Origin of the sequence: Mycobacterium sp. NPDC050041 (assembly GCF_049541695.1) — a bacterium.
Lineage (GTDB): Bacteria > Actinomycetota > Actinomycetes > Mycobacteriales > Mycobacteriaceae > Mycobacterium.
The window spans coordinates 430,815-455,194 of sequence record NZ_JBMVDG010000004.1 but is presented as its reverse complement, the minus strand read 5'-3'; the positions used below and the strand labels follow the sequence as shown (position 1 = coordinate 455,194).

Sequence of the window (24,380 nt, the reverse complement as noted above, 5' to 3'; positions counted from 1 at the left end):
CCCACCTTCGGGCCGGTACAAACAGCAGGTCGGACCGTTTCTGCGGGGCGGGGAGCGGTGCGCGACCGTCAGTGCGTCGGCGGCTGCGCGACTGCACCGGGTCGGAATGGACAGGCGTCAGGTCGGCGGCGTCGGAGTGGACGTCAACCGCACACGCGTGCCGCAATTGGGTCGGTGGGCCTGGAAACCTTACTGACTAGTAATATTTCCAGCAAACTTCGGCGAAGCCCTGCGATGCGCGGGTGGACACTCGGCGGGCGAGTGTCGACCCGTTCGCCGCGAGCGCGACGTCGCCGACAGCCCGAAATTCTTAGATAACGATTAGATAACAATGCTGCTTTGAACAGCGCAGTTGTAGCTACTCGACCGTAACCACCTGCATGCAGGACGTTTGTCCCGCTTGTCGTCGCACCGCGAAGCGCGCCGTGTTATCTGGCCGTGGGTTACTCGGGCGTAGAACTCGCCAGTAACCAATTCCGGGCCGGAATTACCCCCTCCTCTTATGCCACTCTTAGTGGGGTTGGACCGCCCGGACACGGGCGGCCGCCAACGCGGATTCGACGCCGAATCTTCCGCCGGCCCGACGCAGGGGAGCGCAGCCGGCGAGCCGACCACAGTCGGTCACGACCGCCAGTTCGACGAGCGAGACGACAAGCGCGCAGGCAGCGCGCCGAGGGAGATAACAAGACGTGACGATCCACGAGCACGACCGGATGCCCACCGACCGCAGCGGCGACGTCGAGGCCACCAGATCCGCGCATGCGCTCGTCGACCGCCTCAACGCCGGTGAGCCGTATGCAGTGGCCTTCGGCGGCCAGGGCAGCGCATGGCTCGACACCCTCGAGGAGCTGGTCTCCTCCGCGGGCATCGAAGGCGAACTCGCGACACTCGCGGGCGAGGCCGAACTGCTTCTCGAACCCGTCGCGAAGGAACTCGTCGTCGTCCGGCCGATCGGCTTCGAGCCGCTGGCCTGGGTGCGTGCGCTGGCCTCCGACGAGCCGCTGCCCACCCCCAAGCAACTGACGTCGGCCGCGGTCTCCGTGCCGGGCGTGCTGCTCACCCAGATCGCCGCTGTGCGCGCGCTGGCTCGCCAGGGCATGGATCTCTACGCCACCCCGCCGGTCGCCGTCGCAGGCCACTCGCAGGGCGTGCTCGCCGTGGAGGCGCTCGCCGCCCGCGGCGCCAAGGACGTCGAGCTGCTCGCGCTGGCCCAGCTGATCGGTGCGGCCGGCACGCTCGTCGCGCGGCGGCGTGGCATCACCGTCCTCGGTGACCGCCCGCCCATGGTGTCGGTCACCAACGCCGATCCCGAGCGCATCTACGAACTGATCGAGGAGTTCGCCCAGGACGTTCGCACCGTGCTGCCCCCGGTGCTGTCGATCCGCAACGGCCGCCGCTCCGTCGTCATCACCGGCACCCCCGAGCAGCTGTCCCGCTTCGAGCTGTACTGCGCCCAGATCTCGGAGAAGGAAGAGGCCGAGCGCAAGAACAAGATCCGCGGCGGCGCCGTGTTCGCGCCGTCATTCGACCCTGTGCAGGTCGAGGTGGGCTTCCACACGCCGCGGCTGTCCGACGGCGTCGACATCGTCGGCCGCTGGGCCGAGGCCGTCGGGATCGACGTCGAACTCGCCCGCGCCATGACCGAGGCCATCCTCGTCACCCAGGTCGACTGGGTCGACGAGATCACCGACCTGCACGAGGCCGGCGCCCGCTGGATCCTCGACCTCGGGCCCGGCGACATCCTGACCCGGCTGACGGCCCCGGTGATCCGCGGTCTCGGCATCGGCATCGTGCCCGCCGCCACCCGGGGCGGGCAGCGCAACCTGTTCACCGTCGGCGCGGTGCCCGAAGTGGCCCGCCCGTGGTCGAGCTACGCGCCGACGACCGTGCGCCTGCCGGACGGCTCGGTCAAGCTGTCGACGAAGTTCACCCGGCTGACCGGCCGCTCGCCGATCCTGCTCGCGGGCATGACGCCCACCACCGTCGACGCCAAGATCGTCGCCGCCGCCGCCAATGCCGGCCACTGGGCCGAGCTGGCCGGCGGTGGACAGGTCACCGAGCAGATCTTCAACGACCGCATCACCGAACTCACCGGGCTGCTCGAGCCGGGTCGCTCCGTGCAGTTCAACTCGCTGTTCCTCGACCCGTACCTGTGGAAGTTGCAGGTCGGTGGCAAGCGTCTGGTGCAGAAGGCGCGTCAGGCGGGTGCGCCGATCGACGGCCTCGTCGTCACCGCGGGCATCCCGGAGCTCGAAGAGGCCGTCGATCTGATCGACGAGCTCAACTCCATCGGGATCGGCCACGTCGTGTTCAAGCCCGGCACCGTCGAGCAGATCCGCTCGGTCATCCGCATCGCCGCCGAGGTGCCCACCAAGCCGGTGATCGTGCACATCGAGGGCGGCCGCGCCGGCGGCCACCACTCCTGGGAGGACCTCGACGACCTGCTGCTGGCGACCTACTCGGAGCTGCGGTCGCGGTCCAACATCACCATCTGCGTCGGCGGTGGCATCGGCACGCCCGAGCAGGCCGCCGAGTACCTGTCCGGGCGCTGGTCGGAGTCCTTCGGCTTCCCGGCCATGCCGGTCGACGGCATCCTGGTCGGCACCGCGGCGATGGCCACCCTCGAGGCCACCACCAGCCCCCAGGTCAAGCAGATGCTGGTCGAGACCCGCGGCACCGAGACATGGGTGGGCGCCGGAAAAGCCCAGGGCGGCATGGCCTCCGGGCGCAGCCAGCTCGGCGCCGACATCCACGAGATCGACAACGCCGCATCACGCTGCGGACGCCTGCTCGACGACGTCGCCGGCGACGCCGACGCCGTCGCCGAGCGGCGCGACGAGATCATCGCGGCGATGGCCGTCACCGCCAAGCCCTACTTCGGTGACGTCGGCGAGATGACCTACCTGCAGTGGCTGCAGCGCTATGTCGAGCTGGCCATCGGGGACGGCAGCAGCAACGCCGACTCGAAGAGTCCGGACTCGCCGTGGCTGGACATCACCTGGCGGGACCGCTTCGAGCAGATGCTGCAGCGCGCCGAGGCACGGCTGCACACCGTCGACTCCGGCGAGATCCCGACGCTGTTCCCCGAAGGCCGCCTGCTCGAGGAGCCCGAGGCGGCGATCGCCGCCCTCGTGCGGCGCTACCCGGATGCCGAGACGGTGCAGTTGCACCCGGCCGACGTGCCGTTCTTCGTCCAGCTGTGCAAGACGCTCGGCAAGCCGGTGAACTTCGTGCCGGTGATCGACAAGGACGTCCGCCGGTGGTGGCGCAGCGACTCGCTGTGGCAGGCCCACGACGCCCGCTACTCCGCCGACCAGGTGTGCATCATCCCCGGCACCGCCGCCGTCGCCGGCATCACCCGCGTCGACGAGCCCGTCGGCGATCTGCTCGACCGCTTCGAGCGGGCCGCCGTCGACCAGGCGGTCGCCCGCAACGGAGACCCGGCGCCGGCGCTGTCTCGCCGCCAGGGCCGTGCCGACGTCACCGGTCCGCTCGCCGCGCTGCTCGACGCGCCCGACGTGCTGTGGGCCGGCCGCACCGCGACCAACCCGGTGCACCGCATCGCCGAGCCGACGGACTGGCAGGTGCGCGACAACCAGACCATCGCCACCCACGCCTCCACCGGTGCGCGCATCACCGTCGCCGACGACGAGCACGTCGTCCTGAGTGTGCCGCTGTCGGGCACCTGGATCGAGATCCGTTTCACACTGACCGATGTCGTCCGCAGCGGGGGAGCGCCGCTGGTGTCCACCGACGACGCCGCCACCGCGATGCGTGCGGTGCTCGCCATCGCCGCGGGCGTCGACGGCCCCGATGCCCTGCCGCCGGTGTCCGGCGGTTCGGCGACGGTCACCGTGGGATGGGACCCCGAGAAGGTGGCCGACCACACCGGTGTGACCGCCACGTTCGGCGCACCGCTGGCGCCCACCCTGACGGTGGTCCCGGACGCACTCGTCGGCCGGTGCTGGCCCGCCGTGTTCGCCGCCATCGGCGACGCGGCCACCGACTCGGGTTTCCCGGTCGTCGAGGGTCTGCTGAGCCTGGTGCATCTCGACCACGCCGCCCGGCTCGAGGCGCCGCTGCCCACCGAGGTCGCCGAACTCACAGTCACCGCAACCGCTTCGGTGGCCACCGACACCGAGGTGGGCCGGGTCGTCCCGGTCGCCGTGACGGTGACGACCGCCGACGGCGCCGTAGTGGCCACGCTCGAGGAGCGATTCGCCATCCGCGGCCGCGTCGGCGCGGCCGAACTGACCGACCCGGTTCAGGCGGGCGGAGCCGTCTCCGGCAACGCCACCGACACCCCGCGCCGCCGCCGCCGCGACGTCAGCGTCGGCGCCCCGGTGGACATGCGGCCGTTCGCCGTCGTGTCCGGCGACCACAATCCCATCCACACCGACCGCGCCGCGGCCCTGCTGGCCGGCCTGGAATCGCCCATCGTGCACGGGATGTGGCTGTCCGCAGCCGCGCAGCACGTCGTCACCGCGACGGACGGCAAGGCCGTTCCGCCGGCCCGCCTCATCGGCTGGACCGCACGGTTCCTCGGCATGGTGCTGCCCGGTGACGAGATCGAGTTCCGGGTCGACCGCGTCGGGATCGACGTCGGCGCAGAGGTTCTCGAGGTCACCGCCAAGGTCGACAACAACCTGGTGATGTCGGCGACCGCACGGCTGGCCGCGCCGAAGACCGTCTACGCCTTCCCCGGCCAGGGCATCCAGCACAAGGGCATGGGCATGGAGGTCCGTGCCCGGTCCAAGGCGGCCCGCAAGGTGTGGGACTCCGCGGACAAGTTCACCCGCGAGACGCTCGGCTTCTCGGTGCTGCACGTGGTGCGCGACAACCCGACCAGTCTCGTCGCCTCCGGCGTGCACTACCAGCATCCCGAGGGCGTGCTCTACCTGACGCAGTTCACCCAGGTCGCGATGGCGACCGTGGCGGCCGCCCAGGTCGCCGAGATGCGCGAGCAGGGTGCGTTCGTCGAGGGCGCGATCGCCTGCGGGCATTCCGTCGGCGAGTACACCGCCCTGGCGTGCGTCTCCGGCGTCTACGAACTCGAGGCGCTGCTGGAGGTGGTGTTCCACCGCGGCAGCAAGATGCACGACATCGTGCCGCGTGACGACCTCGGCCGGTCCAACTACCGGCTGGCCGCGATCCGGCCGTCGCAGATCGACCTCGACGACGCCGACGTCACGGCGTTCGTCGACGGGATCGCCGAGCGCACCGGTGAATTCCTGCAGATCGTGAACTACAACCTGCGCGGATCGCAGTACGCCATCGCCGGCACCGTGCGTGGCCTCGAGGTGCTCGAGGAAGAGGTCGAGCGGCGTCGCGAGATCAGCGGCGGCAAGCGGTCCTTCATCCTCGTGCCGGGTATCGACGTGCCGTTCCACTCGTCGGTGCTGCGGGTCGGTGTCGCCGATTTCCGCCGCTCGCTGGAGCGCGTGATGCCGCGCGACGCCGATCCCGAGCTGCTGATCGGTAAGTACATCCCCAACCTGGTGCCCCGGCCGTTCACGCTGGACCGGGATTTCATCCAGGAGATCCGCGACCTGGTGCCCGCCGAGCCGCTCGACGAGATCCTCGCCGACTATGACACGTGGCTCAACGAGAAGCCGCGGGAACTGTGCCGCAAGATCGTGATCGAGCTGCTGGCGTGGCAGTTCGCCAGCCCGGTGCGGTGGATCGAGACGCAGGACCTGCTGTTCATCGAGGAGGCCGCGGGTGGACTCGGCGTCGAGCGGTTCGTCGAGCTCGGCGTGAAGTCCGCGCCGACCGTGGCGGGCCTGGCGACCAACACGCTGAAGCTGCCCGAGTACTCGCACAGCACGGTGGAGGTGCTCAACTCCGAGCGCGACGCCGCGGTGCTGTTCGCCAACGACACCGATCCGGAGCCTGAGCCCGAGCTCGACGATGCCCCGGCCGGACCCGCCGACGAGGCACCGGCGGCGGCAGCTGCGCCCGCGCAGGCCGCCCCGGCGGCGCCGTCGGGCGGTCCCCGTCCCGACGACCTGACGTTCGACGCCGCAGACGCGACGGTCGCGCTGATCGCGCTGTCGGCCAAGATGCGCCTCGACCAGATCGAGGGGCTGGACTCCATCGAGTCGATCACCGACGGTGCGTCGTCGCGGCGCAACCAGCTGCTGGTCGACCTCGGGTCGGAGCTCAACCTCGGCGCGATCGACGGTGCGGCCGAGGCCGACCTCGCCGCGCTGAAGGGTCAGGTCACCAAGCTGGCTCGCACCTACAAGCCGTTCGGCCCGGTGCTCTCGGATGCGATCAACGACCAGTTGCGCACCGTGCTCGGCCCGTCGGGCAAGCGCCCGGCCTACATCGCCGAGCGGGTGAAGAAGACCTGGGAACTCGGCGACGGCTGGGTCAAGCACGTGACCGTCGAGGTGGCGATGGGGACCCGTGAGGGCAGCAGCGTGCGCGGCGGCGGGCTGGGCAACCTGCACGAGGGTGCGCTCGCCGACGTCGCGTCGGTCGACAAGGTCGTCGACGGCGCCGTGACGGCGGTGGCCGCGCGCAAGGGTGTCTCCGTGACACTTCCGTCTGCCGGCGGAGCCGCAGGCGGCGTGGTGGATTCGGCCGCACTCGGCGAGTTCGCCGAACAGGTCACCGGTCGCGACGGCGTGCTGGCCTCGGCCGCCCGCCTGGTCCTCGACCAGCTGGGCCTCGACAGGCCGGTCACCGCACCCGAGACCACGAGCGACGCGGAACTGATCGACCTGGTCACCACCGAGCTCGGCTCCGACTGGCCGCGGCTGGTCGCACCGGTCTTCGACGGTCGCAAGGCTGTCGTGTTCGACGACCGCTGGGCCAGCGCCCGTGAGGATCTGGTGAAGATCTGGCTGGCCGAGGAGGACGACGTCGACGCCGACTGGCCGCGACTGGCCGAGCGGTTCGAGGGCGCCGGCCACGTGGTGGCCACCCAGGCCAACTGGTGGCAGGGCAAGGCGCTGGCCGCGGGCCGCAACGTGCACGCGTCGCTGTTCGGCCGGATCGCCGCCGGTGCGGAGAACCCGGGCCGCGGCCGCTACAGCGACGAGGTCGCGGTGGTGACGGGCGCGTCGAAGGGCTCGATCGCCGCATCGGTGGCCGCGCAGCTGCTCGAGGGCGGGGCGACGGTGATCGCCACCACCTCGCGTCTCGACGACGCCCGGCTGGAGTTCTACAAGACGCTCTACCGCGACAGTGCGCGCTTCGGCGCGACGCTGTGGGTGGTGCCGGCGAACATGGCCTCCTACAACGACATCGACGCACTGGTGTCGTGGGTCGGCTCGGAGCAGACCGAGAGCCTGGGGCCGCAGTCGATCCACCTCAAGGACGCCCAGACGCCGACGCTGCTGTTCCCGTTCGCCGCTCCGAAGGTGGCCGGCGACATGTCCGAGGCCGGTTCGCGCTCCGAGATGGAGATGAAGGTGCTGCTGTGGGCCGTGCAGCGGCTCATCGCAGGACTGTCGGGCATCGGCGCGGAACGTGACATCGCGTCGCGGCTGCACGTGGTGCTGCCCGGCTCACCGAACCGCGGCATGTTCGGCGGTGACGGCGCCTACGGTGAGGCCAAGTCCGCGCTCGATGCGCTGGTGACCCGCTGGAAGGCCGAATCATCCTGGGCGCAGCGGGTTTCGCTGGCGCACGCGCTGATCGGCTGGACCAAGGGCACCGGCCTGATGGGTCACAACGACGCGATCGTGGGTGCTGTCGAGGAAGCCGGTGTCACCACCTACACCACCGCCGAGATGGCCTCGATGCTGTTGGCGCTCTGCGACATCGACGCGAAGGTGTCCGCGGCCCGCGAGCCGATCGAGGTCGACCTCACCGGCGGCCTCGGCGACGTCGAGCTCGACATGGCGGCGCTGGCGGCCAAGGCGCGCGAGGAGATGACCACCGAGACGCTGCCGGAGGACGGGCCCACGCCGGGCACCATCGCCGCGCTGCCCGCCCCGCCGCGGCTGGACGGCCCGGCGCCGGCTCCCGAGTGGGCCGACCTCGACGTCGACCCCGCGGACCTCGTGGTGATCGTCGGCGGCGCCGAACTCGGGCCCTACGGTTCGTCGCGGACCCGCTTCGAGATGGAGGTCGACAACGAACTGTCGGCCGCAGGCGTTCTCGAGCTGGCGTGGACGACCGGCCTGATCACCTGGGAGGACGACCCGAAGCCGGGCTGGTACGACGCCGCATCCGGTGACCTGGTCCCCGAAGAGGAGCTCGTCGAGCGCTATCACGACGCCGTCGTGGAGCGTTGCGGCATCCGGGAATTCGTCGACGACGGCGCGATCGATCCCGATCACGCCTCGCCGCTGCTGGTGAGCGTGTTCCTGGACAAGGACTTCTCGTTCGTGGTGTCGTCGGAGGACGAGGCCCGCGCGTTCGTGGAGTTCGATCCCGAGCACACCGTCGTGCGCCCGGTTCCGGACTCGGCCGACTGGCAGGTGATCCGCAAGGCGGGTACCGAGATCCGGGTGCCGCGCAAGACCAAGCTGTCCCGCACGGTCGGCGCGCAGATCCCCACCGGCTTCGATCCCACGGTGTGGGGCGTCACGCCCGACATGGCCAACTCGATCGACCGGGTGGCGCTGTGGAACATCGTCGCCACCGTCGATGCGTTCCTGTCGGCGGGCTTCAGCCCGACCGAACTGATGCGCTGGGTGCACCCCAGCCTGGTCGCCAGCACGCAGGGCACCGGCATGGGCGGCATGACGTCGATGCAGACCATGTACCACGGCAACCTGCTCGGCCGGAACAAGCCGAACGACATCCTGCAGGAGGTGCTGCCCAACGTCGTGGCCGCGCACGTCGTGCAGTCCTACATCGGCTCCTACGGCGCGATGATCCACCCGGTCGGCGCCTGCGCCACCGCGGCGGTGTCGGTCGAGGAGGGCGTCGACAAGATCCGGCTCGGCAAGGCCGAACTGGTGGTCGCGGGCGGCTTCGACGACCTGACGCTCGAGGCGATCATCGGCTTCGGTGACATGGCGGCCACCGCCGACACCCAGATGATGCGCGCCAAGGGGATCAGCGATTCGAAGTTCTCGCGTGCCAACGACCGGCGCAGGCTCGGCTTCGTCGAGGCCCAGGGCGGCGGCACGATCCTGCTGGCCCGCGGTGACCTCGCGGTCAAGATGGGTCTGCCGGTGCTGGCGGTCGTCGGCTACGCGCAGAGCTTCGCCGACGGTGTGCACACCTCGATCCCGGCACCGGGACTGGGCGCGCTCGGCGCCGGTCGCGGCGGCAGGGACTCGGTGCTGGCACGCTCGCTGGCCAAGCTGGGCGTCGGCGCCGACGACATCGCGGTGATCTACAAGCACGACACCTCGACGCTGGCCAACGACCCCAACGAGACCGAACTGCATGAGCGGCTCGCGGACTCGATGGGCCGGTCGGCCGGGGCGCCGCTGTTCATCGTCAGTCAGAAGACGCTGACCGGTCACGCCAAGGGCGGTGCCGCGGTGTTCCAGATGATGGGCCTGTGCCAGGTCCTGCGCGACGGGGTCATCCCGCCGAACCGCAGCCTGGACTGTGTCGACGACGAGATGGCCACCTCCGGGCACTTCGTCTGGCCGCGCGAGACCCTGCGGCTGGGGGAGAGGTTCCCGCTCAAGGCCGGCCTGGTGACCAGCCTGGGCTTCGGACACGTGTCCGGGCTCATCGCGCTGGTCCACCCGCAGGCGTTCCTCGCCTCGCTCGATCCCGAGCAGCGCGAGGACTACCGCCGGCGCGCCGACCAGCGCACGCTCGCGGGTCGTCGCCGGCTGGCGTCGGCCATCGCCGGCGGTCGCCCGATGTACGAGCGACCGGCGGACCGGCGCTTCGGCCACGACGGGTCGGAGAAGCGGCAGGAGGCGGCGATGCTGCTCGACGCGGCGTCGAGGCTCGGCGACGGCGACGTGTACGGCCGATGAGCGCTTGCGCGGAGAGCAACCAGCACCGATGAGCGCATCGGCTTGGGCTAGGGTGCCTGCGTGGCGATAGTGGGTGTGGGCATCGACCTGGTCTCCATCCCGGAGTTCGCCGAACAGGTCGACCGCCCGGGCACGGTGTTCTCCGAGACGTTCACGCCGGGGGAGCGCCGGGACGCCGCGGACAAGAGTTCGTCGGCGGCCCGGCACCTCGCGGCCCGGTGGGCGGCCAAGGAGGCCGTGATCAAGGCGTGGTCGGGCTCGCGGTTCTCCAAGCGGCCCGCGCTGCCCGAGGGGATCCACCGCGACATCGAGGTGGTGACGGACATGTGGGGCCGGCCGAAGGTGCGGCTGTCCGGTGACATCGCCAAGCATCTGCAGGATGTGACGATCCACGTCTCGCTGACCCACGAGGCCGACACGGCCGCCGCGGTGGCGATCCTGGAATCCGCCGACTGACGCTTTCCCGCGAGGGTGCCACTAGCCTCGTCGCCATGAGTGATGTGGTCGAACGCGTCCGCGACGTGCTGCCCTCGGTCCGTGCGGATCTGGAGGATCTGGTGCGCATCGAGTCGGTGTGGGCCGACCCGGCGCGACGCGGCGAGGTGCAGCGCAGCGCGCAAGCGGTGGCGGACCTGCTCGGCGCGGCCGGCTTCGACGACATCCGCATCGTCGCCGAGGGCGGGGCGCCCGCGGTGATCGCCCGCCACCCGGCGCCGCCGGGAGCGCCGACGGTGCTGCTCTACGCCCATCACGACGTCCAACCCGAGGGCGACCACTCGCAGTGGGGCACAGCGCCATTCGAGCCCACCGAACGCGACGGGCGGCTGTACGGCCGCGGCACCGCCGACGACAAGGCCGGCATCGCGACACATCTGGCCGCCTTCCGGGCCCACGGCGGCACCCCGCCGGTCGGGGTGACGGTGTTCGTGGAGGGCGAGGAGGAGTCCGGGTCGCCGTCGCTGGGCGCACTTCTCGAGGCGCACAAGGATCTGCTGGCGGCCGACGTCATCGTGATCGCCGACTCGGACAACTGGAGCACCGAGATTCCTGCGCTGACGGTGTCACTGCGCGGGCTGGCCGACTGCGTGGTCGAGGTCGCCACCCTGGAACACGGCCTGCACTCGGGACTGTGGGGCGGCGTGGTGCCGGACGCGTTGTCGGTGCTGGTGCGCCTGCTGGCGAGCCTGCACGACGACGAGGGCAACGTGGCGGTCGACGGCCTGCACGTCGGCAGTGCCGCCGACGTGGACCGAGGCGCCGACTGGGTGCGCACCGAGACCGGCCTGCTCGACGGCGTCGCCGAGATCGGTTCCGGCTCAGTGGTGCAGCGGTTGTGGGCCAAGCCCGCGATCACGGTGATCGGCATCGACACCACGCCGATCGACAAGGCCTCGAACACCCTGATCCCGCGGGCGCGGGCCAAGGTCAGCATGCGGGTCGCCCCCGGCGGCGACGCCCGCGCCCACCTCGACGCGCTGACCCGCCACCTCGAGCAGCACGTCCCGTGGGGCGCGCGCGTCGCGGTCACGCCCGGCGACATCGGGCAGCCCTACGCCATCGACGCCACGGGTCCGGTCTACGAGGCGGCGCGGGCCGCATTCCGGCAGGCGTGGGGCACCGAACCGGTGGACATGGGAATGGGCGGCTCGATCCCATTCATCGCCGAGTTCGCCGCGGCGTTCCCGGCGGCGGCGATCCTGGTCACCGGCGTCGAGGATCCGGGGACCCAGGCGCACAGCGTCAACGAGAGCCTGCACCTCGGTGTGCTCGAACGGGCGGCCACCGCCGAGGCGCTGCTGCTGGCGAAACTGGGCGAGAGCGCCGCGACCGGCAGCTAGACCGACAGGTCGCGCCGCAGCTTGGCGACGTGCCCGGTGGCCCGGACGTTGTACTGGGCCTCGGCGATTTCGCCCTTCTCGTCGACGACGAAGGTCGAGCGGATGACGCCCTGAACGGTCTTGCCGTACATCGTCTTCTCCCCGAAGGCGCCCCACGCGGTGAGCACCTCTTTGTCGGGATCGGACAGCAGCGGGAACGTCAGGCCCTCCTGGTCCCGGAACTTCGCCAGCTTGGCCGGCTTGTCCGGCGAGATGCCCACCACGTCGAGGCCGGCGCCGTTGAGTTCAGTGAGGCTGTCGCGGAAGTCGCACGCCTGCTTGGTGCAACCCGGGGTCGACGCGGCCGGGTAGAAGTATACGATGACCTTGCGGCCCTTGTAGTCCGACAGCGCGACGGTGTTGCCGTCGGCGTCGGGCAGGCTGAACGACGGCGCCGCGTCGCCGACCTCGAGACGAGGAGTCTGTGGCATGCGTCTGGGTAACCCTTCTGTCGGCCGGTGCCCACCGATGGACACCGGCTGATCTAGGGTAGTGCGGCAGAGCAGCGACCGAGGTGGAGGCAGACGTGGCGGACCGAGATCCCGACACCATCAAGCAGGACATCGACCAGGCCCGCGATCAGTTGGCCGCCACGGTGGACTCGCTCGCCGAACGTGCGAATCCACAGCGCGTCGCCAACGACGTCAAGGCCGGTGTGATCCGTTTCGTGAAGAAGCCCGCGGTGGCGGCGTCGCTCGCGGGCGTGGGCGTGGTGGTCGTGCTGGTGATCGTGCGCAGGTCGAGGCGCTGACGCGCTGATCAGCGGCGTCGGCCGGACAGCAGCCAGTCGGCGATCGAGAAGCGCGGCGGGTTGGCGTGCCGGCCCAGTCTGCTGCAGCTGTGCACGTACAGCGGCGCAGCTACCTCGTCGTGCTGCGACGAGGCAGGTGTGCCCGTCGCTCGGGGTGCGCCTGCAGTGGACATCAGCTAAGCCTTTGGATTCGTCGGTTGCCGCTGACCGGACCGCGTCACGAAGTGGTCAGCTAACACGATGGTAGCAGCAGGTTCAGTGGCAAGGGTCGTTTGACTGCGAAAATGTGACTCGTCTGACGCTGCCCGCAACTGTTTACCCGCAGTGGACATACCGTCGGTATATACCTGCTGAGTGAACTGCAGCACATCCGAAGCCCTCGGAGCCGGGTAACCGTTGACAAATTATCGCAAACGTCAACCGCAAAGCGGCCAGGCGTGACCTGCGCAGAGCGGATTCGGCCGCGCTCGAGCGTGCGGACACAGGTGGCTGACGCAAGGGGAGGAAGGGCAGTGCGGGCTGGAACGCCCGCACCGCGCCGGAGGAGAAAGAGTGCGCCGTCAGGGTTTCGAACCCCGGACCCGCTGATTAAGAGTCAGCTGCTCTACCAACTGAGCTAACGGCGCGCGACAGCGAGAGTAACAGTTCGGGTGGCGGGGTACGAAATCCATTCGGGACCTGAGGGACGGCTCAGCGCGAATGGGCCGTTGTCCGACTTTGCCCTTAGACTATTGCCAATAAAGTCGTCGTTCCCGACCGTAGGTCGTGAGGTGGAGGAGAGAATGAGGCAGGTCCGCGCCGTAACCGGTCCGCGTAAGAACCGGGTCTGGTGGCTGGCGATCGCCCTGATCCCTGTGCTCGCGCTGGGCCTGAGCGGCTGCGGTGGCGACACAGCGCCGGAGCAGCCCCAGGTCATCTCCGAGAAGGGCACCCCGTTCGGCGATCTGCTGATGCCGAAGCTGACGGCGTCGGTCACCGACGGCGCGGTGGGCGTGGCCGTCGACAGCCCGGTGACGGTCAATGCCGAGGGTGGTGTGCTCGGGGCGGTCAACATGACCAACGAGGACGGCGAGCCGGTGGCCGGAAAGCTCAGTCCGGATGGGCTGTCGTGGGCGACCACCGAGCCGCTGGGCTACAACAAGCGTTACTCGCTCAGCGCGGAGTCGCTGGGTCTGGGCGGCGTCACCAGCAGGCAGATGAGCTTCGAGACGCACTCGCCGGAGAACCTCACCATGCCGTACGTGCTGCCCAACGACGGCGAGGTCGTCGGCGTCGGCCAGCCCATCGCGGTGCGGTTCGACGAGAACATCCCCAACCGGCTCGCGGCACAGCGCGCGATCAGCGTGCAGACCACGCCGCCGGTGGAGGGCGCGTTCTACTGGTTGAGCAACCGCGAAGTCCGTTGGCGCCCAGCGCAGTACTGGAAGCCCGGCACCACCGTGGACGTGTCCGTCAACACCTACGGGGTTGACCTGGGTGACGGGTTGTTCGGCCAGGAGAACGTCAAGACCAAGTTCACCATCGGCGACGAGGTCGTCGCGACCGCCGACGACAACAACAAGACGCTGACCGTCCGCCGCAACGGCGAGGTGATCAAGACCATGCCGATCTCGATGGGCAAGAACAGCACGCCGACCAACAACGGCACCTACATCATCGGCGACCGGTACTCCCACCTGGTGATGGATTCGTCGACCTACGGTGTGCCCGCCAACTCCCCGAACGGGTACCGCACCGAGGTCGACTGGGCCACGCAGATGTCCTACAGCGGCATCTACGTGCACGGGGCGCCGTGGTCGGTGGGCAGTCAGGGCTACAGCAACGTCAGCCACGGCTGCCTCAACGTCAGCACGTCCAACGCCCGGTGGTTCTACGACAACACCAAGCGCGGCGACATCGTCGAGGTGGTCAACACCGTCGGCTCCGTCCTGCCCGGCACGGACGGACTCGGCGACTGGAACATTCCGTGGAGCCAGTGGAAGGCCGGCAACGCCGCCATCTGACCCGTGACGCGACGACGAGGGCTGCTCTGCATGCCCGCGAGAAGCTGGGAGCGTTCGATGTCGGCAGGACCGTCACGAGCTGTGCGGCGTTGACCGCGCGCAGGGCCGCACATGGCTGAACAGTCGGTGGTGACCCCGCCGGCGAACCCCGCGGTGGCCGCCCCGCGGGCGAACCTGGCGGTGATCTGCGCCATCTTCTTCTGCTCGGGTGTCCCCGCGCTGATCTACCAACTCGTCTGGCAACGCTCGCTGTTCACCATCTACGGCATCAACGTCGAGAGCGTCACGGTGGTGGTCACGGCGTTCATGCTCGGGTTGGGCCTCGGCAGCTTCGCGGGCGGGCGGCTGTCTCGGCTGCGCCTGCCGCTGCTGGGGGTGTTCGCGACCATCGAGATCGGCATCGGCGCCTTCGGGTTCTTCTCGCTGGGCCTGTTCCACACCGTGGGCGAGTTGACCCTTCAGATGAGCGCGCCGCTGACCGCGCTGTTCACGTTCCTGCTCGTCCTGATCCCCACGCTGTTGATGGGTGCCACGCTGCCGCTGTTGACGGCGCACCTGGTGAAGCACTCGGGAAACGTCGGGCGCAGCGTCGGGCTGCTGTACTTCGTCAACACGCTCGGCAGCGCGTTCGCCTGCTTCATCGTCGCCGCCTTCCTGATGCGCCTGCTGGGGCAGCAGGGCGCTGTGACGCTTGCCTGCGGCATCAATGTCGTCGTCGGTGTCGGCGCCCTCATCGCGCAGGCGAGATCACCGAAGGTGGACGTCGAGCGCGGTCCGCGGCTCACACAGTTCAACACCCGCGGTTTCTGGTTCGCGCTGCTGCTGTCGGCGCTCTGCGGCTACATCGCGCTGAGCTACGAGATCCTGTGGTACCGCGTGTATTCGTTCGCCTCCGGCGGCGTCGCGCAGGCCTTCGCATTACTGCTGGGCAGCTATCTGCTGGGCATCGCGCTCGGCGCGCTGGTCAGCCGGCGCTTCTGCCGTGAGCCTGCCGCCGGTGAGCAGGTGGCCTCGCTCTCCGGGTTCGTGCTGTTCGCCAACCTCGCCAGCTTCCTGCTGGTGCCCGCGGCGGCGCTGATCACCAGCACGCTGCACTGGGGGGCGTCGCTGCCGCTGGTGGCCGTCGCGGCAGGCCTGCTGGGCGCGATCTTCCCGCTGATCTGCCACATCGCCATCGCGCCGGACGCCCGCGCGGGCGAGGGGCTGAGCTACCTGTACCTCGCCAACATCGGCGGGTCGGCGCTGGGCAGCCTGATCACCGGCTTCGTGCTGATGGACCACTGGACCCTCGGCGGCATCTCGCTCTTTCTCGCCCTGCTCGGTGTCGCGCTGTCGCTCGTGCTGCTGCTGGCCGCCAGACGCCGCACGCCCGAGCGGAAGGTGTTGATCACGCGCGCCGCGGCCATCGCCCTGACGGGCGTCGTCATCGTCTTCGTTCAGCCGTCGCTGTTCGGGGGTGTCTATGAGCGGCTCTACTTCAAGAAAGACTATGCGGGACAGCGCTTTGCGCACCTGGCGGAGAACAAGAGCGGCGTGGTCAGCGTCACGCAGGACGGCGAGATCCAGGGCGGCGGCGTCTACGACGGCGATTTCTCCACCGATCTGGTGGACGACCGCAACCTGATCGTCCGTGCCTACGCTCTGAGCCTGCTGCACGAAGCACCCCGCGACGTGCTGATGATCGGGCTCTCGTCCGGTTCCTGGGCGCAGGTGATCGCGAACAATCCACAGGTGGAGAGTCTGACCGTGGTCGAGATCAACCCGGCCTACCTGAACGTGATGTCGAACTACCCCGGCGAGGCCGGCGTGCTGAAGAACCCCAAGGTCACCACCGTCATCGACGACGGAAGGCGCTGGCTCGCCCGCAATCCCGACCGCAAGTTCGATTTCATCGTGCAGAACACCAGCTTCAATTGGCGCGCACACGCCACCGACCTGCTGTCGAAGGAGTACCTCGACCTCGTCCGCGGGCACCTCAATCCGGGCGGGGTGTCGTTCTACAACACCACCGGCTCGCCCGCGGCGCAGCGCACCGGAGCGCTCGAATATCCGAACGCATTGCGCTTCATCAACTTCATGGCCGTCAGCGATTCTCCGATCGCGATGGACCGCCGCCGCTGGGAGCGCATCCTGCGCGAGTACCGCATCGAAGGCAGGCCCGTGTTCGACCTCTCCGACGCGAAGCAGCAGGCGCGCCTGGAGGAGGTGCTGGCCCTGGCCGATTCGCTCTCGGCGGGCTACGGGGCGGACAAACCGACCGGCATGAATATGGAAACTCGAGACGGGGTCCTCGCTCGCACCGAGGGTGCGCCCACGATCACCGACGACAACATGGTCACCGAATGGGGCGGCTCGCGCTGAGCCGGCCGGCATCTCTTCGGGGTGGCTGACGGGACTCGAACCCGCGACATCCAGGATCACAACCTGGTGCTCTACCAACTGAACTACAGCCACCATCGCCGCTGTGCCCATCGGAAACCCGAGGGCATTCGCGGCGTCGTCGATACTAGCCGCTCGATGCCTCGTCGGCCGAATCGTTATCGGTCGCGTCGGTGGACGGCGGACCCAGCTCGGCGGCGATGCCGGCGATGTCGCTGGTCGACGGGCCCGGCGGCGCGACGAACGCCGTGCGGCGGTAGTAGCGCAGCTCGCGGATCGACTCGTGGATGTCGGCCAGCGCCCGGTGCGCCAGGCCCTTCTCCGGCTGGCCGAAGTAGATCCGCGGGTACCAGCGGCGGCACAGCTCCTTGATGGAGCTGACGTCGATCATCCGGTAGTGCAGGTATTCGTCGAGCTCGGGCATGTCGCGCGCGATGAAGCCGCGGTCGGTGGCGATGGAGTTGCCGCACAGCGGTGCGGTCTTGGCCTGCTTGACGTGTCCGCGGATGTAGTCGAGCACCATGCGCTCGGCGGTGGCCAGGTCGACGGTGGACGCCCGCACCTCCTCGGTGAGGCCCGACCGTTTGTGCATCTGGGCGACGACGTCGACCATCGAGTCGAGCGATTCGTCGGGGGCGTGGATCACCACGTCGAGCCCGCCGCCGAGGATGTTCAGATCTGCGTCGGTGACCAGCACCGCGATCTCGATGAGCCGGTCCGACCTCAGGTTCAGTCCGGTCATCTCGCAGTCGATCCACACCAGTTCTTCGCGCACAGCGCTCCACAGTATTCGCACCCCCGCCGGACCGGCGGCCATACCCGTCGGGACCGTGATCTTGGCAAGTACTGTGTGGCCCATGTCGACCGAGTCGGGCGCCACCCCAGCCCAGCAGATCGCCGCCGGTTATGCCGTCGAGGGTCAGGCGCTGGAGCTGGGCACCGTGGTCGTCGACGGCGTCGCCGACGCCACCGCCCAGGTGCGCATTCCGCTCGCCACGGTGAACCGGCACGGTCTGGTTGCGGGCGCCACCGGCACCGGCAAGACCAAGTCGCTGCAGGTGCTCGCCGAGCAACTCTCCGCCGCCGGGGTGCCGGTGCTGATGGCCGACGTCAAGGGCGATCTGTCCGGGATGTCGCGGCCGGGGGAGGCCGGCGAGAAGACCACGGAGCGGGCCCGCGACACCGGCGACGCGTGGACGCCGACCGCCTACCCGGTCGAATTCCTGTCCCTCGGCACGTCGGGCGTCGGGGTGCCGGTGCGGGCCACGATCTCGAGCTTCGGGCCCATCCTGTTGTCGAAGGTGCTCGGACTCAACCCGACTCAGGAATCAACGCTCGGACTGATCTTCCACTGGGCCGACCAGCAGGGCCTGCCGCTGCTGGATCTGAAGGATCTGCGCTCGGTGATCCAGTTCCTCACCAGCGACGAGGGCAAGCCGCAGCTCAAGGCGCTCGGCGCGGTGTCGACCACCACCGCCGGGGTGATCCTGCGCGCGCTGGTCAACCTGGAGGCCGAGGGCGCCGACACCTTCTTCGGTGAGCCGGAGCTGGAGCCGGCGGACCTGCTGCGCGTCGACGCGTCCGGGCGCGGCATCGTCACGTTGCTGGAGTTGGGCGCCCAGGCCGCCCGCCCGGTGATGTTCTCCACGTTCCTGATGTGGGTGCTCGCCGACCTGTTCACCTCGCTGCCCGAGGTCGGCGACATCGACAAGCCGAAGCTGGTGTTCTTCTTCGACGAGGCGCACCTGCTGTTCGACGACGCGTCCAAGGCGTTCCTGGGCCAGGTCGAGCAGACGGTGAAGCTGATCCGGTCCAAGGGCGTCGGGGTTTTCTTCTGCACCCAGCTGCCCACCGACGTCCCCAACGAGGTGCTGTCCCAGCTCGGGGCACGCATCCAGCACGCACTGCGCGCGTTCACGCCCGACGACGAGAAGGCGCTGAACAAGACCGTCCGCACCTACCCGAAAACCGATGTCTACGACCTGAAGTCGGCGCTGACTTCGCTCGGCATCGGTGAGGCGGTCGTCACCGTGCTCTCCGAGCGGGGCGTGCCTACGCCGGTGGCGTGGACACGCATGCGGGCGCCGCGATCACTGATGGACACCATCGGCACCGAGGCGATCAGCGCCGCCGCGAAGGCCAGCCCGCTGCAGGCGGAGTACGGCCAGACCATCGATCGCGATTCGGCCTACGAGCGGCTCGCCGCCAAGCTGGCGCCGCCGCCCGACGTGACCCCGCCCGCGCCGCGCGCAGATCTGCCGCCGGTGCCGACGCAGGTGGAGGTGCCGCCGATGCCCGCACCCGCCGCCCCGGAGGAACCCGGCTTCTTCGAGAAGATGTCCGACAGTCCGGCGTTCAAGAGCGCGATGCGTTCGGCGGGCACGGTGATCGGCCGCGAGATCACCCGCAGCATCTTCGGCACCGGCCGCCGCCGACGCCGCCGCTGAGGGATTTCGGCGTGATTCGCTCAGCGCGCGTTGTCACGCCGAAATCGCTACTCCCCGCCGAGCTTTTTGTAGACGGCGCCGACGATCGGCGTCACGATCGACCGCGGGGCGTAGCCGCTGGCCACCGACATCGCCTTGGACGTGACGCCGGGGACCACCCGCATCTTGTTGCGCTCCAGGCCGTCCAGCGACAGCTTGGCCGTGTACTCGGTGGAGATCCACAGGAAGTCCGGGATCAGCTTCTCCACCAGCGACTGCTCGTCGGTGTCCGGCAGCGTCTCGCGCACCGGTCCCGGCGCCAGCACCGTGACGTGCACGCCGTCGCGCTTGAGTTCACCGCGCAGCGACTCGCTGAACGTGTTGACGAATGCCTTGCTCGCCGCATAGGTGGCGTTGTTGGGGATCGGTGAGTTCCCTGCGGCCGAGCCGGAGATCAGGATGCCGCCTGCGCGTCGCGCCACCATGCCGGGCACCACGGCGAGCACCAGGTCGTGCACGCCGAGGATGTTCAGCTGCACCTGGGCCTTCTCGTCGGCCGGATCGAGCTTCGAGAGCGGACCGAAGGTCGCGGTGCCCGCGTTGGCGCACAGGATCGAGATGTCGCGCCCGGCGAGTTCGTCGCACAGCTCGGTGCGGGCGGTCGGGTCGGCCAGGTCGACGGCCCTGACCTCGACGGTGACGCCGTAGCGTGTGGTCAACCGGTCGGCCAGCGCCGCGAGCACCTCGCCGCGGCGGGCGGTGATGATCAGGTGGTGTCCGCGGGCGGCCAGTTCGGTGGCCAGGGCTTCGCCGATGTTCTGAGAGGCGCCGGTGACGACCGCGCGGGATTCGGGGCGGGGAGCGGGAATCGGCATGGGCGGGACTATATCGCGGGCCTGACCGCGGCTCTCCGGCCTGCTCTGGCGGCCGCCGACGACGGCTGCCACTAGGGTGGGCGGCGATGAGCGTGTCGTCGCGTCCGCCCGCATCACCCGAGCGGACCCCGCCGCGGTCGGGTGTCGTCGCATGGGCGCTGTGGGACTGCGGCGCCACCGGGATGAACGCCATCGTCATCACCTTCGTGTTCTCGGTGTACCTCACCGGACAGGTCGGCGAGGGCCTGGCCGGGCCGACCACGCCGGCGGGCTGGCTCGGCAACGCGTTGACCGTGTCCGGCCTGCTCGTCGCGTTGCTCGCACCGGCGACGGGGATCTGGGTCGACGCCGCGCACCGCAGGCGGCCGATGCTGATCGTGCTGACCGGCGTCGCGGTGACGTCGACTGCCTCGATGAGTCTGATCCGCGACGACCCCCGCTACCTGTGGCCGGGGTTGGTGTTGCTGGCCTTCACGGCGGCCTGCAGCGATCTGGCGACGGTGCCCTACAACGCGATGCTGCGGAACCTGTCGACACCGGAGAGTTCGGGGCGTATTTCCGGCTTCGGTGCTGCGGCAGGTTATTTCGGCAGTGTCGGACTGCTGCTCATCGTCTACCTCGGGCTGGTGCAGGGCGACGGCCCCACCCGTGGATTCTTCGGCATCACCGCCGCCGACGGCTGGCCGGTCCGCGCGGCCATGCTGCTCACCGCGGCCTGGTTCGTCCTGTTCGCGATACCGCTACTGCTCAAGCGTGGGGTCGAGGCCCCGGTCGACGCGCTGCCGCGGGTCGGCTTCCTCGGCGCCTACCGCAAGCTGTGGGCGGAGCTCAAGGACCAGTGGCGGCGCGACCACAACATCGTCTACTACCTGGTCGCCAGCGCGATCTTCCGGGACGGCCTGACCGGGGTCTTCCAGTTCGGCGCCGTGCTGGGCGGCGCGGTCTACGGCGTGTCCCAGGCCGACCTGCTGCTGTTCGGCGTGTGCGCCTGCGTGGTCGCCGCACTCGGCGCGGTGCTCGGCGGCCTGCTCGACGACCGGGTGGGCTCCAAACCCGTCATCGTCGGATCGCTGGCGTCGATGGTGGTGGTGTCGACCGTGCTGATCACCCTCGACGGCGCCACCGCGTTCTGGATCTGCGGGCTGCTGCTGTGCCTGTTCGTCGGGCCGACCCAGTCCTCGGCGCGCACCCAGATGCTGCGCATCACCGAGGAAGGCAAGGAAGGCGTGGCGTTCGGGCTCTACACGACCACAGGGCGGGCGGCGTCGCCGCTGGCGCCGTGGTTCTTCGCCTCGGCCATCGCGCTGTTCGGCACCGACCGCGCCGGGATGGGTGGGCTGGCCGCCGTGCTGGCTCTCGGCCTGATCGCGATGCTGTTCGTCCGTGTGCCGAAGCGCGCGCGCTAGCCCAGTCCCGCGCAGATGGTCAGGCCGGCGCCGGTGCGCTCCTCGGTGGTCGCCCCGTTGATCGAGACGGTGCAGGACACCTGGTTGCCCAGGTTGATGATGCTGATGCGGGCCGCGCTCTGCGCCGGTGCGGGCAGATCGACCTGCTTGCTCCACGGCAGCGCGACGTTGAACTCGGTCTGCGGGAGCCCGCCGCTGTCGGTGTAGGTGATGCTGATCGCCCGGCCTTCGCCGGAGACGTCGTAGGTGACGGTCTCGGTCTGCCCGGACGCCGTCGTCGTCGGTGTCGGCGCCGAGCTGGTGGGCAGCGGGAGGACCGGTGTGGGGCTCGGCGAGGTGGCCGTGGTGGTGCGGGGCGTGGTGGTGCGGGGCGTGCTGCTGGCGGTGGGCTCGGGCATCGCCGGCGCCGGTGCGACCACCGTCTGCTGGCGGGAACTGTTCGAGATGACCAGCGCGATCACCAGCCCGACGACCACCAGTACGGCGGCCGCGGCCACCCACCAGAGCCACTGCGGCGACTTCGGTCCACCGGGCGGCGCTTCGGCCGGTTCGTGCCCGCCGTACTGGCCGGCGGCGTACGGATCGGAGGGGTCGTACCCGTAGGCCGGGTACTGCGGCAGCCGTTGGGTGGGGGCGGGCCCGGTCGGTGGCGGGTAATTGCCGTACGGCGGCTGGTTGGCGTACGCGGGGTCGTGATAGCCCGGCTCCTCGCCGTCGCGACGCGATCCGGTCATGCCCACCTCATGGTCGCAGGGTACCCGCGTAAGCCGGTCTGGCGGCGGCTCGGTTCCGGGGGGAGGCCGACCCCGCAGCCGGACACGATGGACAATCGAGGCGTGAGACGGCAGGTGCGGGCGAACTACGGCGCGTCACTGTCGCCGGACGCGACGGCATTCGCCCACCTCGTCGACGACGGTGGCTTCCCACGGGCGGTGCAGCGGTTCCTCCGGGGCTGGCGCGCGAGTTCGTCGCGTGACGTGGAACTGCCGGTCGAGGGTCCGGTCACCCGGGTCATGCACTCAGCGGACGGACACTGGCTGGCGTGCCAGGTCGCACCGGACGGCAGTGACCGCTTCCAGATATGGGTGGTGACAAACGATCCCGACGACCGCGACGCCCGCCGGATCGACAGCTGGCCGCACGGTCATCCCGAGGGCAGTGCCGAGCTGATCGGCTGGGACGGCACGCAGGTCGCGGCGATCCTCACCGGCGAGGACGGGGTGGGCAGTTCGTGTCTGATCGACCCGGCCGACGGCAGCACGGTGGTGCTGGACCGGCGCACCGCGGGCCGGCTGGTCGACGCCTGGGCCGGGGCGGCGCTCGTGCGCGTCGGCCCGCGCGGCTACCGGGACCTGATCCTGCTGCGGGGACTCACCGAGTTCGCGCTGCTGCCCTACGATCCCGGCTCGACCACCGACCTCGGCTTCATCCTCGACGACCACACGCCGCGACGTTTGCGCGCCGGCGCCACGGGCGAGTCGTTCGAGCTGTACCACCCCGCGAAGACCTACGGACTGAACAGCACCGAGGGCTTCGTGCGGGCACTGATCCGCAGCGACAACGGGGCATCGCACGCCCGGCTCATCGAGGTCACCAGTACCGCCGACGGGATGTCGTACCACGTGGTCGCCGAGAAGCCGGGATTCGACCTCGACGAGTTCGTCGTCAGCGACGACCTGTCGACCGTCGCGCTGCTGTGGAACAAGTACGGTTGCAGCGAGTTACAGATCCTCGAGTACGCGGACAACACGCTCAGCCCGCCGATACCGCTGCCCGGTCTGGTGGCCACGGAGCTCACCATCAGCGCGGGCGGCTCGATGGTGGCGATGACGGTGGAGAGTCCGTCGCTGCCGCCGACCATCGAACTGGTGGACCCGCGCACCCGCGAATGGGAACGGGTGCACCGCGAGCCGAGCCGCGGACCCTTGACCGCGGATCCGACACTGGAATTCATCACCGCACGCGATGGGCTGGAGTTCAGCGGCTGGCTGTACCGGCCGCCTGCCCCGGTGGAACCGATCGGCGCGATGATCTTTTTGCACGGCGGACCCGAGGGCCAGTCGCGGCCGGGGTACAACGAGTTCTATCCGCCGCTGCTGGAGGCCGGCATCACCGTGTTCACCCCCAACGTCCGCGGTTCGGGTGGGGGCGGTCGGGCCTTCATGCACGCCGACGACAAGGAGCTGCGGTTCGCGGCCATCGACGACGTGGCCGACTGCGTGCACTTCCTCATCGACCGCGAGGCCGTGTCGGCCGACCGGATCGCCTGCTGCGGGTGGTCCTACGGCGGATACCTGACTCAGGCGGCGTTGGCATTCCACCCCGAGCTGTTCGCGGCGGGCATCAGCATCTGCGGGATGAGCGATCTCAACACCTGGTACCGCACCACGGAGCCGTGGATCGCCACCGCCGCCTATCCGAAGTACGGCCATCCGATCGGTGACCGCGAGCTGCTCGAACGGTTGTCGCCGCTGCTGAGAGTGCACGCGCTGACCGCTCCGCTACTGCTCGTACACGGTACGAACGACACCAACGTGCCACCGAGCGAATCGCAGCAAATGTTCGAGGCGTTGCGATCGCTGGATCGCACGGTCGAGCTGCTGGCGTTCGACGACGACGGCCACGAGATCGTCAAGCGGGAGAACCGTGCGGTGCTGGTCAACGCGATGCGCCAGTGGCTCATGAAGGCGTTCGCCGCCACCGCCATCGGATGAGCCCTGGTCGCTGCGGCGAGGTTTGGAGAATTTGTCGGTTGGGT

At 69.6% G+C, this 24,380-nt stretch carries 14 protein-coding genes, 2 tRNA genes and 1 pseudogene; 10 read left to right on the top strand and 7 right to left on the bottom strand.

The window, feature by feature from the left end:
- Nucleotides 1–82: 82 nt before the first annotated feature.
- The 4 genes and pseudogenes from ACPCHZ_RS16405 to ACPCHZ_RS16390 all read left to right on the top strand — a co-directional run.
- Nucleotides 83–196 (top strand): annotated as a pseudogene (locus ACPCHZ_RS16405) (hypothetical protein); the annotation flags it as partial.
- Between the two features lie 493 nt (nt 197–689).
- Nucleotides 690–9,905: a fatty acid synthase subunit beta domain-containing protein gene (locus ACPCHZ_RS16400; RefSeq protein ID WP_423485685.1), complete on the top strand. Its 9,216-nt coding sequence runs from the start codon at nt 690–692 to the stop codon at nt 9,903–9,905.
- Nucleotides 9,906–9,965: 60 nt separating this feature from the next.
- Nucleotides 9,966–10,361, top strand: a complete 396-nt coding sequence (locus tag ACPCHZ_RS16395) for a holo-ACP synthase (protein WP_264015503.1) — start codon at nt 9,966–9,968, stop codon at nt 10,359–10,361.
- Nucleotides 10,362–10,396: 35 nt separating this feature from the next.
- Nucleotides 10,397–11,743: a dipeptidase gene (locus tag ACPCHZ_RS16390; RefSeq protein ID WP_423485684.1), complete on the top strand. Its 1,347-nt coding sequence runs from the start codon at nt 10,397–10,399 to the stop codon at nt 11,741–11,743.
- On the opposite strand, the gene bcp is transcribed toward ACPCHZ_RS16390, so the two are convergent.
- Nucleotides 11,740–12,213, bottom strand: a complete 474-nt coding sequence (bcp, locus tag ACPCHZ_RS16385; RefSeq protein ID WP_423485683.1) for a thioredoxin-dependent thiol peroxidase — start codon at nt 12,211–12,213, stop codon at nt 11,740–11,742. The two genes, ACPCHZ_RS16390 and bcp, sit on opposite strands and share 4 nt — an antisense overlap.
- Before the next feature lie 95 nt (nt 12,214–12,308).
- On the opposite strand from bcp, the gene ACPCHZ_RS16380 reads away from it, so the two are divergent.
- Entirely contained in the window at nt 12,309–12,533 is a 225-nt protein-coding gene (locus ACPCHZ_RS16380; RefSeq protein ID WP_423485682.1) for a DUF3618 domain-containing protein, read from the top strand.
- 8 nt (nt 12,534–12,541) lie between these two features.
- Here the strand turns inward: ACPCHZ_RS16380 and ACPCHZ_RS16375 are convergent, their stop codons facing one another.
- Nucleotides 12,542–12,706 carry a hypothetical protein gene (locus ACPCHZ_RS16375; RefSeq protein ID WP_423485681.1) on the bottom strand — a complete coding sequence of 55 codons (165 nt, stop codon included), beginning with the start codon at nt 12,704–12,706 and terminating at the stop codon, nt 12,542–12,544.
- Between the two features lie 380 nt (nt 12,707–13,086).
- Nucleotides 13,087–13,159 (bottom strand) — tRNA-Lys (locus tag ACPCHZ_RS16370).
- Nucleotides 13,160–13,315: 156 nt separating this feature from the next.
- Here ACPCHZ_RS16370 and ACPCHZ_RS16365 point away from each other — a divergent pair.
- Both ACPCHZ_RS16365 and ACPCHZ_RS16360 read left to right on the top strand, forming a co-directional pair.
- On the top strand, nt 13,316–14,536 hold the full coding sequence (locus tag ACPCHZ_RS16365) for a L,D-transpeptidase (RefSeq protein WP_423485680.1): 1,221 nt from the start codon (nt 13,316–13,318) through the stop codon (nt 14,534–14,536).
- 111 nt (nt 14,537–14,647) lie between these two features.
- Nucleotides 14,648–16,897: a fused MFS/spermidine synthase gene (locus ACPCHZ_RS16360; RefSeq protein WP_423485679.1), complete on the top strand. Its 2,250-nt coding sequence runs from the start codon at nt 14,648–14,650 to the stop codon at nt 16,895–16,897.
- 20 nt (nt 16,898–16,917) lie between these two features.
- Here the strand turns inward: ACPCHZ_RS16360 and ACPCHZ_RS16355 are convergent.
- A tRNA-His gene (locus tag ACPCHZ_RS16355) sits at nt 16,918–16,990 on the bottom strand.
- A 52-nt stretch (nt 16,991–17,042) separates the two neighbouring features.
- Nucleotides 17,043–17,690: an oligoribonuclease gene (gene orn / locus ACPCHZ_RS16350; RefSeq protein WP_423485678.1), complete on the bottom strand. Its 648-nt coding sequence runs from the start codon at nt 17,688–17,690 to the stop codon at nt 17,043–17,045.
- 82 nt (nt 17,691–17,772) lie between these two features.
- Between orn and ACPCHZ_RS16345 the strand changes: the two genes are divergently transcribed.
- A complete protein-coding gene (locus ACPCHZ_RS16345; protein ID WP_423485677.1) occupies nt 17,773–19,362 on the top strand; it encodes a helicase HerA-like domain-containing protein in 1,590 nt (529 codons plus the stop codon).
- Between the two features lie 47 nt (nt 19,363–19,409).
- Here the strand turns inward: ACPCHZ_RS16345 and cmrA are convergent, their stop codons facing one another.
- Entirely contained in the window at nt 19,410–20,216 is an 807-nt protein-coding gene (gene cmrA / locus ACPCHZ_RS16340) for a mycolate reductase (protein ID WP_423485676.1), read from the bottom strand.
- A gap of 86 nt (nt 20,217–20,302) precedes the next feature.
- Between cmrA and ACPCHZ_RS16335 the strand changes: the two genes are divergently transcribed.
- Nucleotides 20,303–21,622: an MFS transporter gene (locus ACPCHZ_RS16335; protein WP_423485675.1), complete on the top strand. Its 1,320-nt coding sequence runs from the start codon at nt 20,303–20,305 to the stop codon at nt 21,620–21,622.
- On the opposite strand, the gene ACPCHZ_RS16330 is transcribed toward ACPCHZ_RS16335, so the two are convergent.
- Nucleotides 21,619–22,356: an MmpS family transport accessory protein gene (locus tag ACPCHZ_RS16330; RefSeq protein WP_423485674.1), complete on the bottom strand. Its 738-nt coding sequence runs from the start codon at nt 22,354–22,356 to the stop codon at nt 21,619–21,621. The genes ACPCHZ_RS16335 and ACPCHZ_RS16330 overlap by 4 nt on opposite strands.
- A gap of 87 nt (nt 22,357–22,443) precedes the next feature.
- Between ACPCHZ_RS16330 and ACPCHZ_RS16325 the strand changes: the two genes are divergently transcribed.
- Nucleotides 22,444–24,336 carry an alpha/beta hydrolase family protein gene (locus tag ACPCHZ_RS16325; protein ID WP_423485673.1) on the top strand — a complete coding sequence of 631 codons (1,893 nt, stop codon included), beginning with the start codon at nt 22,444–22,446 and terminating at the stop codon, nt 24,334–24,336.
- Nucleotides 24,337–24,380 lie beyond the last annotated feature (44 nt).

Coding starts and splice junctions, on each gene's coding strand:
- ACPCHZ_RS16365 (WP_423485680.1), top strand. CDS start 13,316: ATGAGGCAGGTCCGCGCCGTAACCGGTCCGCGTAAGAACCGGGTCTGG.
- bcp (WP_423485683.1), bottom strand. CDS start 12,213: ATGCCACAGACTCCTCGTCTCGAGGTCGGCGACGCGGCGCCGTCGTTC.
- ACPCHZ_RS16335 (WP_423485675.1), top strand. CDS start 20,303: ATGAGCGTGTCGTCGCGTCCGCCCGCATCACCCGAGCGGACCCCGCCG.
- ACPCHZ_RS16390 (WP_423485684.1), top strand. CDS start 10,397: ATGAGTGATGTGGTCGAACGCGTCCGCGACGTGCTGCCCTCGGTCCGT.
- ACPCHZ_RS16325 (WP_423485673.1), top strand. CDS start 22,444: ATGGACAATCGAGGCGTGAGACGGCAGGTGCGGGCGAACTACGGCGCG.
- ACPCHZ_RS16360 (WP_423485679.1), top strand. CDS start 14,648: ATGGCTGAACAGTCGGTGGTGACCCCGCCGGCGAACCCCGCGGTGGCC.
- ACPCHZ_RS16375 (WP_423485681.1), bottom strand. CDS start 12,706: ATGTCCACTGCAGGCGCACCCCGAGCGACGGGCACACCTGCCTCGTCG.
- cmrA (WP_423485676.1), bottom strand. CDS start 20,216: ATGCCGATTCCCGCTCCCCGCCCCGAATCCCGCGCGGTCGTCACCGGC.
- ACPCHZ_RS16330 (WP_423485674.1), bottom strand. CDS start 22,356: ATGACCGGATCGCGTCGCGACGGCGAGGAGCCGGGCTATCACGACCCC.
- ACPCHZ_RS16345 (WP_423485677.1), top strand. CDS start 17,773: ATGTCGACCGAGTCGGGCGCCACCCCAGCCCAGCAGATCGCCGCCGGT.